15 protein-coding genes are annotated in these 17,133 nt (G+C 67.7%); 3 read left to right on the top strand and 12 right to left on the bottom strand.

Annotation, left to right across the window (positions count from 1 at the left end; all coding sequences use genetic code 11):
• Window positions 1-27 precede the first annotated feature (27 nt).
• Window positions 28-696 (top strand): lipocalin family protein, encoded by a 669-nt coding sequence (locus QTI33_RS05490; protein ID WP_286504777.1) that lies wholly within the window; start codon window positions 28-30, stop codon window positions 694-696.
• Here QTI33_RS05490 and QTI33_RS05485 read toward each other — a convergent pair.
• The 4 genes from QTI33_RS05485 to QTI33_RS05470 are packed head-to-tail and all read right to left on the bottom strand — an operon-like array spanning window position 642 to window position 5,595.
• Window positions 642-1,277 (bottom strand): HAD-IA family hydrolase, encoded by a 636-nt coding sequence (locus QTI33_RS05485; protein WP_353506308.1) that lies wholly within the window; start codon window positions 1,275-1,277, stop codon window positions 642-644. The genes QTI33_RS05490 and QTI33_RS05485 overlap by 55 nt on opposite strands.
• Window positions 1,278-1,300: 23 nt before the next feature.
• Window positions 1,301-2,347, bottom strand: coding sequence for an ABC transporter ATP-binding protein (locus QTI33_RS05480; protein ID WP_286504775.1), 1,047 nt, complete (start codon window positions 2,345-2,347; stop codon window positions 1,301-1,303).
• A 13-nt stretch (window positions 2,348-2,360) separates the two neighbouring features.
• A complete protein-coding gene (locus tag QTI33_RS05475) occupies window positions 2,361-4,571 on the bottom strand; it encodes an ABC transporter permease (protein ID WP_286504774.1) in 2,211 nt (736 codons plus the stop codon).
• 4 nt (window positions 4,572-4,575) lie between these two features.
• A complete protein-coding gene (locus QTI33_RS05470) occupies window positions 4,576-5,595 on the bottom strand; it encodes an ABC transporter substrate-binding protein (protein WP_286504773.1) in 1,020 nt (339 codons plus the stop codon).
• Between the two features lie 137 nt (window positions 5,596-5,732).
• Between QTI33_RS05470 and zwf the strand changes: the two genes are divergently transcribed.
• Window positions 5,733-7,202 (top strand): glucose-6-phosphate dehydrogenase, encoded by a 1,470-nt coding sequence (zwf, locus tag QTI33_RS05465; RefSeq protein ID WP_286504772.1) that lies wholly within the window; start codon window positions 5,733-5,735, stop codon window positions 7,200-7,202.
• A 137-nt stretch (window positions 7,203-7,339) separates the two neighbouring features.
• On the opposite strand, the gene QTI33_RS05460 is transcribed toward zwf, so the two are convergent.
• From QTI33_RS05460 to QTI33_RS05430, 7 genes are all read right to left on the bottom strand, one after another.
• Entirely contained in the window at window positions 7,340-8,332 is a 993-nt protein-coding gene (locus QTI33_RS05460) for an ABC transporter ATP-binding protein (RefSeq protein WP_286504771.1), read from the bottom strand.
• Window positions 8,329-9,321 carry an ABC transporter ATP-binding protein gene (locus tag QTI33_RS05455; RefSeq protein WP_286504770.1) on the bottom strand — a complete coding sequence of 331 codons (993 nt, stop codon included), beginning with the start codon at window positions 9,319-9,321 and terminating at the stop codon, window positions 8,329-8,331. The genes QTI33_RS05460 and QTI33_RS05455 overlap by 4 nt, the downstream gene beginning before the upstream one ends.
• Before the next feature lies 1 nt (window position 9,322).
• Window positions 9,323-10,234, bottom strand: coding sequence for an ABC transporter permease (locus QTI33_RS05450; protein ID WP_286504769.1), 912 nt, complete (start codon window positions 10,232-10,234; stop codon window positions 9,323-9,325).
• 88 nt (window positions 10,235-10,322) lie between these two features.
• Window positions 10,323-11,906: an ABC transporter substrate-binding protein gene (locus tag QTI33_RS05445; protein WP_286504768.1), complete on the bottom strand. Its 1,584-nt coding sequence runs from the start codon at window positions 11,904-11,906 to the stop codon at window positions 10,323-10,325.
• A gap of 27 nt (window positions 11,907-11,933) precedes the next feature.
• Complete coding sequence (locus QTI33_RS05440) at window positions 11,934-13,187, bottom strand: M20 aminoacylase family protein (RefSeq protein ID WP_286504767.1); 1,254 nt, start codon at window positions 13,185-13,187, stop codon at window positions 11,934-11,936.
• Complete coding sequence (locus tag QTI33_RS05435; protein ID WP_286504766.1) at window positions 13,188-14,168, bottom strand: ABC transporter permease; 981 nt, start codon at window positions 14,166-14,168, stop codon at window positions 13,188-13,190.
• 161 nt (window positions 14,169-14,329) lie between these two features.
• Window positions 14,330-15,601, bottom strand: coding sequence for a porin (locus QTI33_RS05430; RefSeq protein WP_286504765.1), 1,272 nt, complete (start codon window positions 15,599-15,601; stop codon window positions 14,330-14,332).
• Between the two features lie 282 nt (window positions 15,602-15,883).
• On the opposite strand from QTI33_RS05430, the gene coq7 reads away from it, so the two are divergent.
• A complete protein-coding gene (gene coq7, locus QTI33_RS05425) occupies window positions 15,884-16,513 on the top strand; it encodes a 2-polyprenyl-3-methyl-6-methoxy-1,4-benzoquinone monooxygenase (RefSeq protein ID WP_286504764.1) in 630 nt (209 codons plus the stop codon).
• 1 nt (window position 16,514) lies between these two features.
• On the opposite strand, the gene QTI33_RS05420 is transcribed toward coq7, so the two are convergent.
• Entirely contained in the window at window positions 16,515-16,964 is a 450-nt protein-coding gene (locus tag QTI33_RS05420) for an OsmC family protein (protein WP_286504763.1), read from the bottom strand.
• Window positions 16,965-17,133: the final 169 nt, after the last annotated feature.

Raw genomic sequence — 17,133 nt, 5'->3', positions numbered from 1 at the left:
GATTGATCGCTTTCCCGGAGAAATCCCATGCCCTACCGCCCGCCCCGTGCAACGCCGCCCGCCGCCTTCGACGACCGCGTCCACAGCGCCTCGATCGGAACCCTTGCGACGGCCTTCTGCGTCGGCGGCGCCCTGACCCTGCTGGCCCTCTCCGGTTCCCGCACGGCGCGGGCCCAGCCCCTCGCCGGCCCGGCCGATGGCGCGCCCCTGATGCGCGCACCGCTGCAGGTGGTGGCGCCGGTCGACCTCAAGCGCTATGCCGGGCTGTGGCACGAGCAGGCGCGGCTGCCCAACCGGTTCCAGAAACAATGTACCGGCGCCGTCTCGGCCGAGTACACGCCGCTGGAGGACGGCAGCGTCGAGGTGCGCAACCGCTGCATCCTGGCCGACGGCAGCTTCGACGAATCCGTGGGATCGGCGCGCGCCGTGCCGGTCGCCGGCCAACCGGGCGCCGGCCGCCTCGAAGTTCGCTTCGCGCCCGAGTGGCTCGGCTGGCTGCCGCTGGTCTGGGGCGACTACTGGATCCTCAAGCTCGACCGCGACTACCAGGTGGCGCTGGTCGGCACGCCGAACCGCAGGTACCTCTGGGTGCTGTCGCGGGCGCCGCGGCTCGACGACGCCGCGCTGCAGGCCGAACTGGACTACGCCCGCACGCTGGGCTTCGACGTCGACAAGGTCGAGCTGACCGGCAGGTAGCCGGCCAGTTGCGCCGGCAAGGCGGCGGGCCGCTCGCAGTGGATGGCCTGCCAACCGAGTTCGCGCGCCGCCAATACATTGGCCAGCGAGTCGTCGATGAAGACGGTGTGCCCGGCCGCGAGGCGGTACTGCGCGGCGAGCAGCTCATAGATCTCGCGCTGCGGCTTGATCATCTGGACGTCGCCCGAGAAGATGCCGCCGTCGAACCATTGGAAGAAGGGATGCCGGTACTCCAGCACCCGGGCGTAGGGCGACGGCATGTTCGACAGGTAGTACAGCCGCAGGTCCTCGCCGGCGTCGCGACGCGCCCGCAGGCCCGCCAGCAGTTCGACCGTGACGGCGATCGGCTCCAGCCGCTCGCCCATGGGCGCCAGCACTTCGCTCAGGCGGTCGGCCGGCAGCGCCAGCCGCAGCGCCATGCGGCCGATGGCATCGTCCAGGCTGTGGGTGCCGCGGTCGAAGCCCAGCCAATCCTCGTGATGGAACATCTGGCGCGCCAGCGCATGCGCGGCCTCGGCGGTGGGCGCGTGGGGCGCCAGCTGGTTCTGGACAAGGGCGACGGGCTCCCAGGTGAGGAGCACGGCTCCGAGATCAAAAACGACATTCATGCGGCAATGGGAACGACGGAAACGCCATGGCTGGCGAGGGACAGGGTGGTCTGCGCACCGGCGGCCAGCGGCCGCGTGAGGTCGGACGACACCACGAACACCGGGCCCAGCGCGGTGTCGAAAGCATATTCGTAAAAACTGCCCAGGTAGGCCGCCTTGCGCAGCGTCGCGGGCAGACCGATGGCGGCGCCGATCAGCCAGGCCTCGGGGCGCACCGCGACCTTGACGAAGCCCGGTGCCACGTCGTAGCGCGGCGCCAAGGTCAATGGGCCCAGTTCGACCCGCCCCTCGGGCGTCGCGAGGGCCGGGAACACCATCGCCTCCCCCATGAAGCCGGCGACGAATTCGCTGCGTGGATGACCGTAGAGGTCCTCTGGCGTGCCCTGCTGCGCGATCACGCCGTGGTCCATCACGATGATCTGGTCGCTGACCGCGAGCGCCTCGCTCTGGTCGTGGGTGACGTAGGCGACCGTCAACTGCAACCTTTGCTGCAGGTTGCGGATCTCCTCGCGCATCTCGCGGCGCAGCCGGGCGTCGAGGTTGGACAGCGGCTCGTCGAACAGCAGCACCGCCGGCTCCAGCACCAGCGCCCGCGCCAGGGCGACGCGCTGCTGCTGGCCGCCCGAGAGTTCGCTCGGCAGCCGCTGGTCGAAATCGACCAGCCCGACGCCCCTGAGCGCCTCGCGGGCACGCGCCGCCGCCTCGGGCTTGCGCAGGCCGCTCATGCGCAGGCCGTAGCCGACGTTCTCGATCACGTTCATGTGCGGGAACAGCGCGTAGCTCTGGAACATCATGCTGACGTTGCGCTCGGCCGGCCCCAGCGTGGTGACGTCGCGCCCGCCCATGAGGATGGTGCCCGAGGTCGGCGACTCGAGCCCTGCGATCATGCGCAGGGTGGTGGTCTTGCCGCAGCCCGAGGGCCCGAGGATGGTGGTGAGCGTGCCCGCGGGCACCTCGAAGCTGATGCCCTTGACGGCCAGCGGCGCCTTCGCATTGCTGCCGTAGCGCTTGGTGATGTTGCGCAGTTCGATGCCCTGGCTCATGTGTGCTCCGTGTTCAATGGGCGGCGACCGCGATGCTCGGCACGCCCTGCCTGCGCCGCCCCAGCTTGCGCTCGCCGACCAGCAGTTGCACCGCCGCGATCGCGACCGACATCAGGATCATCAGCACGGTGCAGTAGGCCAGCGCGATGCCGTAGTCGCCGTTGCCGACCCGGCCGATGATGTAGGTGGTCGCCAGCTCGTTCTCGGCCGTGACCAGGAAGATCACCGCGCTGACCGTGGTCATCGCCCGCACGAAGCTGTAGACCAGCGCCGCCACCAGGGCCGGCTTCAGCAGCGGCAGCACCACCTTGAACAGCGTCTGCGAGGTCGAGGCCCGCAGCATCAGCGAGGCCTCGTCGAGCGAGCGGTCGAGCTGCTTGAAGGCCGCCGTGCCCGCGCGCACGCCGACCGGCAGGTTCCGGAACATGAAGCACAGCACGATGATCAGGCCGGTTCCGGTGAGCTCCAGCGGCGGCACATTGAAGGCCAGGATGTAGCTCACGCCGAGCACCGTGCCGGGAATCGCGAAGGCCAGCAGGGCCGCGAACTCGAATGCGCCCTGCCCCTTGAACTCGTTGCGCGCCAGCAGCCAGGCGATCAGCAGGCCGAGCCCCGCGGTCAGCGGCGCCGAGATGCCGGCGAGCTTGACCGTGGTGATCAGCGAATTCCACGCCGTGCCGGCCCAGACGATGCCGAACTGCCCCCATTCGAGCGCGAACGCGGTCTTGAAATGGTTCAGCGTGAAGGTGTAGTCGCGGCCCCAGGTCTGGACGAAGCCGCCCGCGAAGGCGAACAGGTAGACCACCACCGTGAAGGCGATCCATGGCAGCGCGATGCCGTAGATGGTGCGGCGCACGCCGGCGGGCAGCGCCATCGCGATGCCGGCGTCGCCCTTGCCGCTGACCGTGGTGTAGTTCTGCTTGCCGAGCACGGCGCGCTGGAGCGCGAACACCCCGAGCGCGAACAGCGTCAGCACCCAGGCCAGCGAGGCGGCGCGGCCCTGGTCGTACTGGGCGCCGACGATGGCGAAGAAGATGTCGGTCGACAGCACCGAGAACTGGCCGCCCACCACCACCGGATTGCCGAAGTCCGCGATGCTCTCGATGAAGCCGACCAGGAAGGCGTTGGCGAGCCCGGGCTTGAGCAGCGGCAGGGTGACGGTGAAGAAGGTGCGGCGGCGGTCGGCGCGCAGCATCTGCGCCGCCTCCTCGAGGCTGGGCGCGACGCCCTGCACCACGCCGCGCATGATCATGAAGGCGATCGGCGTGAAGGCGAACAGCTGCGCCACCAGCACGCCCGGCATGCCGTAGAACCAGCGCGTGGGCTCGATGCCGAAGGCGCTCTCGAGCAGCTGGTTGACGACGCCGGCGCGCCCGAACAGCAGGATCAGGCCGAGCCCGACCACGAACGGCGGCGTGATGATCGGCAGCAGCGCCAGCACCCGCAGCGGCCCCTGCCAGCGCCGGCTGCCGCGCTCGGCCATCAGCGCCATCAGCGTGCCGAGGAAGGTGGTGCCGGCGGCCGTCAGCAAGGCCAGCACCAGCGTGTTCCAGGCCACGCCGCAGCGCACGCCGCCGGCCAGGCAGCCCAGGCCCCAGACCCGCTCGGTGCCGATGCGCGCCACGAAGGCCGCGAAGGACGCGCGGCCGTCCTCGTCCAGGAAGGCGCCGGCCAGCGCCTTGCTCACCGGGTAGGCGATGAACAGCGCCATCAGCACGCCGCAGCCGACCACCGCGCCGGAGACGAACAGGTCGCCCTTGAAGAAGCCGAGCCGCGCCAGCCCGAAGGCGGCGAGCAGGATCAGTGCCGAGAGCGCGATGAAGCCGCCGGCGCCGATGCCGAACTGGTTGACCGGCAGCTCGCCGAGCTGGGCATTGAGAACCGGCAGGTTCCAGCCGCGGGCGCCGATCAGGAAGGCGCTGAGCGCCAGGCCGATCGCGCCGACCGCGCCGCCCACCAGCAGCAGCCGGCCCTGGCCGCGGCCGGCGGGCAACAGGCCTCCCAGCACGCAGATCGCCAGCCCGAACAACCCGATCCAGAGCCAGCTGCGGTCCTGCAGCAGTGCCTGCATGACGCCGTTGGCGCCTTCGGCGGAACCGAAGACCTGCGGCAGCGCCTCCCACCAGCTGGTGTCCTGGATCGCATACCAAGGCAGCACGAGGTAGGCCAGCAGCCCCGCCGCGATGCAGGTCCAGACCGGGGCATTGGGGCGCCGGGAAGACATGCTCTCAGCGCGGCAGCGAGTTGACGTCCTTCTCCCAGCGCGCGATCAGGCGTTTGCGTTCGCCGCTGGCGCCGTACTTGGCGTAGTCGTAGTCGATCATCTTGATCTTCTTGAAGTCCGGCACGTTGCCATCGACCGGCGTTGCCTTGTTCGACGGCAGCTGGAACTGCTTGGCCGCGGCGCCGAAGGTCTGGGCCTGCGGCGTCAGCGCCCATTCGTAGAACTTCTTGGCCTCGGCCAGGTTGCGCGCGCCCTTGATGATGCTCATCGAGCCGATCTCGGCGCCCGTGCCTTCGGACGGCGTCACGGTCTCGACCGGAAAGCCCTGCATCCGCTCCTGCGGCGCATCGTGGACGAAGCTGATCGACACCGCGGTCTCGCCGCGCGCCACCGCCTTGATCGGGCCGGTGCCCGAGCGCGTGTACTGGCCCACGTTCTTGTGCAGGCCCTTGAGATACTCGAAGGCCTTGTCCTCGCCCATCAGCTGGACCAGGGTCGCGATCATCGTGTAGGCGGTGCCGCTGGAGGCCGGGTTGGCCACCTGGATGTCGCCCTTGTACTCGGGCTTGAGCAGGTCGGCCCAGCTGCGCGGCACGGCCAGCTTCTTCTTCGCGAGCAGTTCGGTGTTGTAGCCGAAGCCCAGCGGCCCGGAGTAGATGCCGACCGTCTTCCAGCCCGACTGCTGGGCCTGCTGCTGGGCCCACGGATAGAGCTGCGGCAGGCTGGGCGACTTGTATTCGAGCGTCAGGCCCGATTCGGCCGCCTGCAGATGCGGGTCGCCGGTGCCGCCGAACCAGACGTCGGTCTTGGGGTTCTCCTTTTCGGCGATCAGCTGCGCCAGCGCCTCGCCCGAGCCCTTGAGCGACATGTTGAGCTTGACGCCGGTGGTGCGCGCGTAGACCGTCGCAATCATGTTGCACCATTCGGCCTGCACCGAGCAGATGACGTTGACGGTCTGGGCCGAGGCGGCGCCGGTGGCGCCCAGCAGCGCAGCCGCCGCGGTCATCGCGAAAATTTTCTTCATCAGGACCCTGCTCCAGAGTAATAAGGCCCTCCCTGTTTCGTTTCAGCTTAGCGTGTAGTCATCGTTGCAACGATCGGTACAAGTACCATTCGCTGAAAGCCGCATGCTCGGCCCTCCACAACTACACGGATGTATCCATGAGTTTCGACCTCGTCCTCTTTGGCGGCACCGGTGACCTCGCATGGCGCAAGCTGATGCCGGCCCTGTTCCAGGCCTTCCGCCACGGCAGCCTGCCCGAAGGCGGGCGCATCATCGGCGTGGCGCGCGACGACCTCAGCGACGATGCCTACCGCGCGCTGATCCAGTCGCGCTTCGCGGCGGTCGAGGGCGCCAAGCGGCCCTCGCCCGAGGAGTTCAAGAAGTTCGCCGCCATGCTGTACTTCCAGCGCATGGACCTCTCGAAGCCCGAGGACTATGCCAAGCTCGCCGAACTGCTGAAGCAGCGCAATGCCGACACCGTCGTGATGTACCTCGCGACCGCGCCCGGGCTCTTCACCCAGGCGGTCGAACAGCTGGCCGTGGCCGGGCTCAACGGCCCGCACGTGCGGCTGGTGCTCGAGAAGCCGCTCGGCCATGACCTGGCGTCGAACCGTGAGATCAACAGCGCGGTGCGCAAGGTGCTGACCGAGCAGCAGGTGTTCCGCATCGACCACTACCTGGGCAAGCCCTCGGTGCAGAACCTGTTCGCGATGCGCTTCGGCAATGCGCTGTTCGAACCGATCTGGCGGCGCGAATACATCGCCAACATCCAGATCACGATCGCGGAGGACCTCGGCGTCGAGAAGCGCGGCGCCTTCTACGACCAGACCGGCGCACTGCGCGACATGGTGCAGAACCATGCGCTGCAGCTGGTCTGCGCGATCGGCATGGAACCGCCGATCAACGCCCATGCCGACGCCATCCGTGACGAGAAGCTCAAGGTGCTGCGGGCGCTCAAGCCCTGGAGCGCCGAATCGATCGGGATGCACGCGATCCGCGGCCAGTACACGGCCGGCACCGCCTACGGCGAGCGCGTCCAGGGCTACCGCGACGAGCCCGGTGTCGACCCCGAGAGCCGCACCGAGACCTTCGTCGCGCTGCGCACCGAGATCGCCAACTGGCGCTGGGCCGGCGTGCCGCTCTACATCCGCACCGGCAAGCGGCTGGGTTCGCGCGACGCCCGCATCGAGATCAGCTTCCGCCAGACGCCGCACGCGATCTACCGCGCACCCACCAATGCGGTCAACAAGCTGGTGATCAACCTGCAACCCAAGGACGGGCTCGAGCTGCACATGCTGGCCCAGGCGCAGGACAAGCGCCAGCGCAACGGCAACCGGCACGCCGGCCCGCAACTGGCACCGGTGCAGCTCGATCTCGACTTCGACAAGCGCTTCGGCACCGAGCGCGTCGGCGCCTACGAGCGGCTGCTGCTCGATGTCATCGACGGCCGGCTGAACCTGTTCGTGCGCAGCGACGAGCAGGAAGAAGCCTGGCGCTGGGTCGAGCCGCTGATCGACAGCTGGGCATCGGACGGGGCGCCGCGTCCGTATGCCGCCGGCACCTGGGGCCCGAGCGCGTCGAGCGCGATGATCGCCCGCGACGGCTACGCCTGGGGCGAAGAGCAATAGGTTGGCCCCCAGGTTGGCTCACTTCGTGTAGCCGCCCACCCCCTGCCGGGGGCAACACCAGCGGCCCGGCAAAGCCGATTCCGCGGTGTTCCACGAGGGGCCAGGCTGCGCCGACCTCGCAATGCACCGGCAGCGGATCAGTCTCTGTTTTCTTCCACCGCGTGGCAGGCCACCTGCACGCCGCGTAGCATCTGCAGCAGGGGCCGCTCGGTCTTGCAGCGCTCGTTGGCCAGCGGGCAGCGCGGATGGAAGGTGCAGCCGCTCGGCGGGTTCAAGGGGTTCGGCACCTCGCCCTGCACCGGCGTGCGGCGGCGGCCGGTGTGCTTCATCTGCGGGATCGCGTCGAGCAGCATCCGGGTGTAGGGGTGTTGCGGCGTGGCGAACAGCTGCGACTTGTCCGCCACCTCCACCAGCCGCCCGAGGTACATCACGCCGACCTGGTCGGCCACGTGCCGCACCACCGCCAGGTTGTGCGAGATGAAGAGGTAGGTCAGGCCCTGCGCGCGCTGCAGGTCCTTCATGATGTTGAGCACCTGCGCCTGCACGCTGACGTCGAGCGCCGAGGTCGGCTCGTCGCAGACCAGGAACTCGGGCTGGGTCGCCAGCGCCCGCGCGATCGAGATCCGCTGCCGCTGGCCGCCGGAGAACTGGTGCGGGTACTTCACCATGTCGAGCGGGCTCAGTCCGACCGACTGCAGCAGCTCGCCCACGCGTGCCTTGAGCGCCGGGCCTTCCTTCAGGATGCCGTGCTCGCGCAGCGGCTCGCCGACGATGTCCTCGACGATCCAGCGCGGGTTGAGGCTCGCGTAGGGGTCCTGGAAGATCATCTGCACCCGCCGGCGCAGCACGCGCCCCGCGGGGGTCTTGAAGGCGGCGTGCGCATCCTGGCCGTCGAACTGCATGCCGCCGCGGGTCGGCTCGTAGAGGCCGACCAGCAGGCGCGCCACCGTGCTCTTGCCGCAGCCGGACTCGCCCACCAGCGCCAGCGTCTTGCCGCGCTCGATCGAGAAGCTCACGCCGTCGACCGCCTTCAGCTGCACGCGCGGCTTGCGTTCGAGCACCCGGTTGAGCCAGGGCGGCGAGACGTCGAAGCTCTTCGCCAGGTCGTGCGCCTGGACCAGTGCCGTCATGCCATGCCCCCGTAGGCCGGCGACGCGGTGTGCACCTCGTGCAGCCAGCAGGCGGCGCGCGTCGCGCCGGCATTGAACAGCTCCGGCCGCTCGGCCAGGCAATGGTCGAACACCCGCGGGCAACGCGGGTTGTAGGCGCAGCCGCGCGGGATCGCGTTGAGGCGCGGCATCGCGCCATCGATCTGGTTCAGGCGTTCGCGGTCCATCGTCATGTCGGGAATGGCGGCCATCAGGCCCGCGGTGTAGGGATGGGCGGGCTGGTGGATCACCTCGTGCACCGGCCCGATCTCGGCCACCCGGCCCGCATACATCACGGCCACGCGGTCGCAGGTCTCGGCGATCACGCCCATGTCGTGCGTGATCAGCATCACGGCGGCGCCGCGATCCTTGCAGATGCCCTTGAGCAGTTCGATGATCTGCGCCTGGATCGAGACGTCGAGCGCCGTGGTCGGCTCGTCGGCGACGATCAGCTTCGGCTCGGCCGCCAGCGCCAGCGCGATCACCACCCGCTGCCGCATGCCGCCCGAGAACTGGTGCGGGAAGTGGTCGATGCGCTGTTCCGCCGCCGGGATGCCCGTGTCCTGCAGGAGGCCGATGGCGCGCCGGCGCGCCTCGGCCTCGCCGACCGGCAGGTGCGCGCGGATGGTCTCCATCAGCTGCCGGCCCACGGTGTACAGCGGATTCAGCGAGGTCAGCGGGTCCTGGAAGATCGCGCCGATCTTGCGCCCGCGGATGTGGCGCATCGCCTCGTGGCCCAGGTTGTCGATGCGCTGCCCTTCGAGCAGGATCTCGCCGCCGGCCACGCGGCCCGGCGGCTCCAGCAGGCCGATGATGGCGGCACCGGTGAGCGACTTGCCGGCACCGGATTCACCGACCACGCCGAGGATCTCGCCCGGGGCGATCTCGAAGGAGATGTCGTCCAGCGCGCGCAGCGTGCCGCGGCGGTGCGGGAATTCGACGACCAGGTTCCTGACTTGAAGAAGGCTCATATCAGCGCAGTCTCGGGTTGAGCGCATCGCGCAGCCAGTCGCCCAGCAGGTTGACGCTGAGCGAGATCAGCACCAGCATCAAACCCGGGAACACCGTGATCCACCATTCGCCCGAGAACAGGTAGTCGTTGCCGGTCCGGATCAGGGTGCCCAGCGAGGGCGAGGTCGGCGGCACGCCGACGCCCAGGAACGACAGGGTGGCTTCGGTGATGATCGCGGTCGCGACCTGGATCGTCGCCAGCACCATCACCGGCCCCATGACGTTCGGCAGCACGTGGCGCATCATGATGCGCCAGCGCGAAACACCGGTCACGCGCGCCGCCTGCACGTACTCCTTGCTGCGTTCGACCAGCGTCGAGCCGCGCACGGTGCGGGCGTACTGCACCCAGCCGGTCAGCGAGATGGCGACGATCAGCACGCCGAAGGCGACCGAGGTCGGCGCGTCGGGAAACAGCGCCCGGCCGACGCCGGCCATCAGCAGCGCGATCAGGATCGGCGGGAACGACAGCATGACGTCGCAGACCCGCATCAGGAAGGCATCGAGCCAGCCGCCCCAGAAACCGGCGAGCAGGCCGAGCATCACGCCGACCAGCACCGACAGCACCACCGAGACGATGCCCACCACCAGCGAGATGCGGGCGCCGTAGATCACGGCCGAGAGAATGTCGCGGCCCTGGTCGTCGGTGCCGAGCAGGTATTTGGCGGAGCCCTCGGGGCTCCAGACCGGCGGCAGGCGGGCATCGCCCAGTTCCAGCGTGGCCAGGTCGAAGGGATTGTGCGGCGTCACCCAGCCGGCGAAGACCGCGCAGAACAGGCACAGGAACGCGACGACGGCGGCCATCATGGCGACCGGCGAGTTGCGGAAGCTGTGCCCGACATCGCTGTCGAGCCAGCGCGCTAAGGTTTTTTTCATCGAGGAGCGAAAAGGAGGCGCTGATGGCCGGAAACGATCAGGCCGCCGCGGGTCGCCCGGAGGCGGCCCGCGGCGGCCGTCCGATGGCTCAAGGCTTGATGCTCATCCACTTGAAGTACATGAAGTTGTCGGCCAGCTGCGTCAGCTCGACCTTCTTGCTCACGCCCCAGGCCAGCGACTGCTGGTGCAGCGGCAGGTGGCCGACGTCGTCCATGTGGATCGTGAAGGCTTCCTTGATCATGGCGTCGCGCTTGCCCTTGTCGCTTTCGGACTGGATCTTCTTGGTCAGCTCGTCGAGCTTCGGATTGCAGTAGGCGCCGAGGTTGAACTGGCCCGTGCCCTTGTCGTCCGGGCAGGCGGTGAGCGACGACAGAGCGTTGTGCGCGTCGTAGGTGGTCGGGGTCCAGCCCAGCAGGTAGAAGCTGGTGTCGCGGCGCAGGATCTTCGGGAAGTAGGTGCCCTTGGTCTCGGTCGCGAGGTTGATCTTGACGCCGATCTTCGCCAGGTTGGAGGCCACGCTCTGGCAGATCTGGCCGTCGTTCACGTAGCGGTCGTTCGGGCAGTTCATCGTGACCTCGAAGCCGTTCGGGTAGCCCGCGTCGGTCAAGAGCTTCTTGGCGGCGTCGACGTCGAAGGGCAGGCGCTTGTCCTGCTGCTCGGTCCAGCCGTTGACGCCCGGGCCGACCAGCAAGGCGGTCGGGCGCGAGGCGCCGCGCATCACCGTCTTCTGGATGCCGACGATGTCGATGGCCTGGAAGAAGGCCTGGCGCACGCGCTTGTCCTTGAACGGGTTCTTGCCCTTGACGCTGGAATAGAGCAGCTCGTCGCGCTTCTGGTCCATGCCGAGGAAGATGGTGCGCAGCTCGGGCCCGGTGATGACGCGGGCGTTGGGGCTGGCCGTGATGCGCGCGATGTCCTGCACCGGCACCGGCTCCATCACGTCGACCTGGCCCGACACCAGCGCGGCGACGCGGGTCGCCGGGTTGGCGATCGGCGTGAAGACGATCTCCTGCGCGTTGCCCTCGATCTTGCCCCAGTAGTTGGCGTTGCGCGTGAACACGGTGCGCACATCGGGCTGCCGTTCGCGCACGCGGAACGGACCGGTGCCGTTGGCCTTGAACGAGGCGGTGTTCTCGATGCCCTTGCGCTTGTCGACCGGCTTGGCGGCGCCGTTCTCCTCGCACCACTTCTTGCTCATGATCATGGTCAGCGAGATCACGTCGGGCAGGATCGGGAAGGCGCCATTGGTCTCGATCTCGACCGCCAGGTCGCCCACCTTGCGGACTTCCTTGATGTCGCTCAGCGTGGCCTTCATGTCGGAGCCGTCGCCCTTGGCGCGGGCGAAGCTGAAGACCACGTCGTCGGCGCTGAACGGCGTGCCGTCGTGGAACTGCACGCCCTTGCGCAGCTCGAAGCGCCAGACGTTGGGCGAGGTCTGCTTCCAGCTGGTGGCCAGCAGCGGCGCCAGGCTCAGGTCCTTGTTGCGGCCGGTCAGGGTCTCGTAGACGTTGGCCGCGACGCTGAGCTGCAGCGATTCGTTGAGCGAGTGCGGATCGAGCGACAACGCATCGCCCTGGTTGGCGATGCGGATCGTCTGGGCACCGGCCATCAGGCTCGCAGTCGCCAGCACGGACAGGATCGCGGCCGCGACCACGCTTTTCTTCAGACTCATGGGAAGCACTCCTCGGGTTGGAAAGACTCAGGTGGCCGTCGAGACGGTCCTGCTTTGTGTTGTGCCGGCCTTGGCGGCCAGCGGCATGCCCTGCTCGACCAGGCCCGCGTGCAAGGCGGCGCCCAACGGCAGAATCTCGTCGTTGAAGTCGTACTGGCTGTTGTGCAGGAAGGCGCCGCCGCGGGCGTCCTGGCCGATGCGCAGATACGCGCCGGCCTTCTTCTGCAGCATGAAGGAGAAGTCCTCCGCGCCCATGCTGGGCTCCATGTTGCGCTCGACGTTGTGCGCGCCCACCAGGGCCTGCGCCACGTCGCCGGCGAACTGGGCCTCGGGCGCGGTGTTGATGGTGGCCGGATAGATGCGCTCGAACTTGACTTGGGCGGTGGCGCCGAAGCCCGCGGCCACCGCGCTGCAGAGTTCGACCAGGCGCCGCTCGACCTGCTCCTGCACGCGCGAGCTGAAGGTGCGCACGGTGCCAACCAATGTCGCCTTGCCCGGCACCACGCTCATTGCGCCGAGGTCGCCGGCGTGCACGGCGCAGATGCTGACCACCGCCGCATCGATCGGCCGCACGTTGCGCGACACGATGCTCTGCACCGCCGTGATGATGTGGGCCGACACCACCACCGGGTCGACCGTCAGGTAGGCATGGGCGCCGTGGCCGCCCTTGCCCGCGACCTCGATCGTGATGCGGTCGGCCGCGGCCATCATCGCGCCGCGATTGATGCCGACCGTGCCGGCCGGCATGCCGGGCCAGTTGTGCATGGCGTAGACCGAGTCGACCGGGAAGCGGTCGAACAGGCCGTCTTCGATCATCACGCGGGCACCGGCGAAGCCCTCCTCGCCGGGCTGGAAGATCAGCACCGCGGTGCCGTCGAAGTTGCGCGTCTCGGCCAGGTAGCGCGCCGCGCCGACCAGCATCGCGGTGTGGCCGTCATGGCCACAGCCATGCATCAGGCCGTGCTTGGCCGAGCGCCACTCGAAGTCGTTGTCCTCGGCCATCGGCAGGGCGTCCATGTCGGCGCGCAGGCCGAGCATGCGGCCGCTGGCCGTGGTCCGGCCGCGGATCACGCCAACCACGCCGGTCTTGCCGATCCCGGTGTGGATCTCGTCCACGCCGCAGGCCTTCAACGCCTCGTGGACGCGGCCCGCGGTATAGACCTCTTCGAAGCCGAGTTCGGGGTGCGTGTGCAGGTCGCGCCGGAACGCGGTCAGCTCGGGATGGAAGCGCGCGATGTGCGCAAAGGGCCTGCCGGCCGCCTGCAGTCGGGGTTCAGTCATTCAGTGGCCTCCGGCGTTGCTGATCCTCAACCTCGGGTCGACCACGAAATAGAGCAGGTCGACCACGAGATTGATGACGACGAAGATCAGGGCGATCAGGCACAGGTAGGCAGCCATCACGGGAATGTCAGCGAAGGTCACGGCCTGGATGAACAGCAGCCCCATGCCGGGCCACTGGAAGACCGACTCGGTGATGATCGAGAACGCGATCAATCCGCCGAGTTGCAGCCCGGTGATGGTCATCACCGGCACCAGCGTGTTCTTGAGCGCATGGCCGAAGTGGATCGCGCGGTCGGACAGGCCCCGGGCCCGCGCGAACTTGATGTAGTCGGCGCGCAGCACTTCGAGCATCTCGGCGCGCACCAGCCGCATGATCAGCGTCAGCTGGAAGATCGCCAGCGTGATCGCGGGCAGCACGATGTGCATCCAGCCGTCGGACTTCAGCAGGCCGGTGCTCCACCAGCCCAGCTGCACCGTCTCGCCGCGGCCGAAGCTCGGGAACCAGCCGAGGTGCACCGCGAACACCAGGATCAGCAGGATGCCGATCAGGAAGGTCGGCAGCGAGACGCCGACCAGCGACAGCGTCATGAACACTTGGCTGGTGAAAGTGCCGCGCCGCAGCGCCGTGTAGACACCCATCGGGATGCCGATGACCAGGGCCAGCACGGCGGCCACCAGCGACAGTTCGAGCGTTGCGGGGAAGCGCTCGCCGATCAGCCGCGAGACCTTGGCGCCCTGCCGCAGGCTGAGGCCGAACTCGCCCTGCGCCGCATTGACCAGGAAGTGCCAGAACTGCACGAAGAAGGGCTTGTCGAGCCCCAAGGCGGCGCGCAGTTCACGGATCTGCTCGGGCTTGGCGTCCTGCCCGAGCAGGAAGACGACCGGATCGCCCACGTACTGGAACAGGAGGAAGGCGAAGAAGGCGACCGCGACCATGACGATCACGGCCTGGATCAGGCGGCGCAGTACGAAAGCAATCATTCAGAAACAAAGGTGACCAATGATGCTAGCAGAGCAAGCTGCGTGCCCAAGGGGGAGTTCCCCGGGGGTGCGCCGCCGGTTCGGCCATGAAAAAAGCCACTCGACTTTCGTCGAGTGGCTTTCAAGACTTCCCATTGATGCTGGCTTGCGCCAGCGTCAGATCAGAAAGCGTGACGGATACCGAAGTCGTAGCCGGTCGAGGTCTTCGGCGTTTGCGCGCCAACCAGCGGCAGGGTCGTCGCCGTCGGGGCGTAGAAGTTCGGGCCGCCAACCGTCAGGTCAGCACCGTCCTTGTTCTTCAGGTAAGCGACGGTTGCGTACAGGGCCGTGCGCTTCGACAGGTTGTGCACGTAGCCGAGGGCGAACTTGTCAACCTTGGGATCCGGCAGACCGAACACTTGGCCAGCAGGCTGGGTGTCCTTGTAGCCGACGTGCGACCAGGCAGCGCGGATCAGGCCAGGGCCGACCGGCACGGTCACGCCGAGCAGGTAGCCGTCAGCGCTGGGTTCGCGGATGCCGAAAGCGTTGGCAACAGTGATGAAGCTGTTGTCTTGCTTGATGCTCGCGTTCGAGTATTCACCGAAGAGCTTGACGACGCCGAAGTCGTACGAAGCACCCAGGTTGATCGTGTCGAGCTTGGTGGTCGAACCGAGGTAGTAGTTCGAACCAACCGTGGCTTGAGCGTAAGCCAGAGCGACGTCCAGCGGGCCGTTGGCGTAGCCGATGCGGCCGCCGACGTAACCACCAGCGCGTTCGTTCAGGCCAACGTTGGCCAGAGCCGGGTTGGCGACGATGGCGGGGATGCCGGGAGGCGTCAGGCCAGCCGGATCGTAGCTCGTCTTTTCGTTGAACGCGTACATCACCTGACCGTAGAAACCACCCAGGTTCGGCGGCAGGAAGTAGCCGATCGAGTTGCTGGCGCGGACGTACGTGGTGTTGGCGGTGAAGCCTTGCGCAGCGCTGCCCGGGTTCGTGTAGCCGTTGGCGGTCGAGATCACGTTGGTGCCGACGCCGTTGGTGCCGAACGGATCGAACACGGTGTCGTTCCAGAACGTCGGGGTGTAGTCACGGCCGAGGCGGACTTCACCGAACGCGCCAGACAGGCTGACGGTCGAACGACGCTGCCAGTTTTGGCCGCCGCCGGTAGCAGTACCGGTGCCGTCGTCGTTGTTCAAAGCGCCTTCGAGCCAGAAGCTAGCTGCCAGACCACCACCGAGGTCTTCCGTACCACGGAAGCCCAGACGGCTGGAGTTGTAGCCGGAGTTGCGCAGCACGGTCTGGCTGGTCGTCACGCTGTTACCAAAAACGTTTTCCGACTTGTTCGAGAAGCCGCTGATGGTCGCGTCAACCACACCGAACAGGGTGACCGACGACTGAGCCGAGGCAATACCGGCAACAGCCAGAGCAGCCAGGGCAACTAGAGATTTTTTCATTGCAAGTTTCTCCAAGGTTAAACATAGGGCTCCGGTGCGAAGGGCTCACCGTGACTGGCACTTAGTGCTCCCACCGGACCCCGGGCCAACCTCCTTTTGGGAAGTTGTCGCTATTGCACCAGAGCCGCTTCGGGAGGGCAAAGCAAATCGCCCGAAAACGCGGCAGGGCGCGGCGTTTCGTTGCAGCGGTGCAACAAAGCTTTCGCCTGCTTCTCCGCTTCATGATGTGGAACGTTTGAGGCCCCGGCATGTGACATTTTGTATATCGGTTCCAATCACTTCATGAACCGAACGCTTGACTCCGTCCTGGGCGCGGCCGACGCGGCGCTGCGAACACTTTTTGCCAAGCCGCATGCGACGCGGGCGCTGCCCGCGCCCGGGGTGGCTGGCGGCAGCCTGAGCGAGGCCGAGCGGCGCGAGGCCGGCGCCCTGATGCGGGTCAACCATGTCGGGGAGGTGTGCGCGCAGGCACTCTATACCGCCCAGGCGGCGGTCACGCGGGACCCTGCCCTGCGGCGGCACTTCGAAGCGGCGGCGCGCGAGGAAACCGATCACCTGGCCTGGACCCGGCAGCGGATCGACGAGCTGGGGAGCCACGCCTCGGTCCTGAATCCGCTCTGGTATGCGGGCGCATTCGGGCTCGGACTGGTGGCGGGCCGCTTCGGTGATGCGACCAGCCTGGGCTTCGTGGCCGAGACCGAGCGCCAGGTCGAAGCCCACCTCGACGGCCATCTCGACCGCCTGCCGGCGGCCGACACCGCCTCGCGCGCCGTGGTCGAGCAGATGAAGCTGGACGAAGCCCGTCACGCCGCGCAGGCGTGGAACGCCGGGGCCGAGGAGCTGCCGGCGCCGGCCAAGGCGTTGATGCGGATGGCGTCCCGCGTCATGACCACGGTCGCCCACCGGATCTGAATCAGGCCTCCACCAGGTCGAAGCTGGTGGTGATCTCCGCTGTTTTCGCCAGCATGATGGTGGCCGAGCAGTAGGTGTCGTGGCTCAGGGCGATCGCACGCTCGACCGCCGCCGCCGGAATGCCCTTGCCGGCCACCGTGAAGTGCATGTGGATCTTGGTGAAGACCTTCGGGTCTTTCTCGGCCCGCTCGCTGGTCAGCTTGACACTGCAGCGCTCGACCTGGTGCCGGCCGCGCTTGAGGATGTGCACGACGTCATAGGCCGTGCAGCCGCCGGTTCCGGCCAGCACCGTCTCCATCGGCCGGGCGGCCAGGTTCTGGCCGCCGTTCTCGGGCTTGGCGGCATCCGGCGCGCCATCCATCATCAGGACATGGCCGCTGCCGGTCTCGGCGACGAAGCCCATCGCCGATCGGGTGCCGGCATTGCCGGTCCAACTCACTGTGCATTCCATCTTCAGCTCCGAAAAATCGCCGCACGGGCAAGGAAAGCGCCGTACGACGTGATTTAGTGTTCAAAATAAGCAACGGGCGTGTTGCATTGCAGCAATCAACCGATATACTTTATTTCATCGCACATCGACATATGTGCACCGGTTGTCTCCTCCACCCTCCCAATTGGTG

This window comes from Variovorax davisae (assembly GCF_030316845.1).
Taxonomy (GTDB): domain Bacteria; phylum Pseudomonadota; class Gammaproteobacteria; order Burkholderiales; family Burkholderiaceae_C; genus Variovorax; species Variovorax davisae.
The sequence above is the reverse complement of the archived record's forward strand: the minus strand, read 5'-3'. Positions and strand labels throughout refer to the sequence as shown.

Bases quoted from the DNA above. Each gene is read 5' to 3' on its own strand.
- QTI33_RS05420 (WP_286504763.1), bottom strand. From the start codon at position 16,964: ATGGAATGCACAGTGAGTTGGACCGGCAATGCCGGCACCCGATCGGCG.
- QTI33_RS05475 (WP_286504774.1), bottom strand. From the start codon at position 4,571: ATGTCTTCCCGGCGCCCCAATGCCCCGGTCTGGACCTGCATCGCGGCG.
- QTI33_RS05440 (WP_286504767.1), bottom strand. From the start codon at position 13,187: ATGACTGAACCCCGACTGCAGGCGGCCGGCAGGCCCTTTGCGCACATC.
- zwf (WP_286504772.1), top strand. From the start codon at position 5,733: ATGAGTTTCGACCTCGTCCTCTTTGGCGGCACCGGTGACCTCGCATGG.
- QTI33_RS05460 (WP_286504771.1), bottom strand. From the start codon at position 8,332: ATGACGGCACTGGTCCAGGCGCACGACCTGGCGAAGAGCTTCGACGTC.
- coq7 (WP_286504764.1), top strand. From the start codon at position 15,884: ATGAACCGAACGCTTGACTCCGTCCTGGGCGCGGCCGACGCGGCGCTG.
- QTI33_RS05435 (WP_286504766.1), bottom strand. From the start codon at position 14,168: ATGATTGCTTTCGTACTGCGCCGCCTGATCCAGGCCGTGATCGTCATG.
- QTI33_RS05455 (WP_286504770.1), bottom strand. From the start codon at position 9,321: ATGAGCCTTCTTCAAGTCAGGAACCTGGTCGTCGAATTCCCGCACCGC.
- QTI33_RS05490 (WP_286504777.1), top strand. From the start codon at position 28: ATGCCCTACCGCCCGCCCCGTGCAACGCCGCCCGCCGCCTTCGACGAC.
- QTI33_RS05470 (WP_286504773.1), bottom strand. From the start codon at position 5,595: ATGAAGAAAATTTTCGCGATGACCGCGGCGGCTGCGCTGCTGGGCGCC.
- QTI33_RS05430 (WP_286504765.1), bottom strand. From the start codon at position 15,601: ATGAAAAAATCTCTAGTTGCCCTGGCTGCTCTGGCTGTTGCCGGTATT.
- QTI33_RS05445 (WP_286504768.1), bottom strand. From the start codon at position 11,906: ATGAGTCTGAAGAAAAGCGTGGTCGCGGCCGCGATCCTGTCCGTGCTG.
- QTI33_RS05450 (WP_286504769.1), bottom strand. From the start codon at position 10,234: ATGAAAAAAACCTTAGCGCGCTGGCTCGACAGCGATGTCGGGCACAGC.
- QTI33_RS05480 (WP_286504775.1), bottom strand. From the start codon at position 2,347: ATGAGCCAGGGCATCGAACTGCGCAACATCACCAAGCGCTACGGCAGC.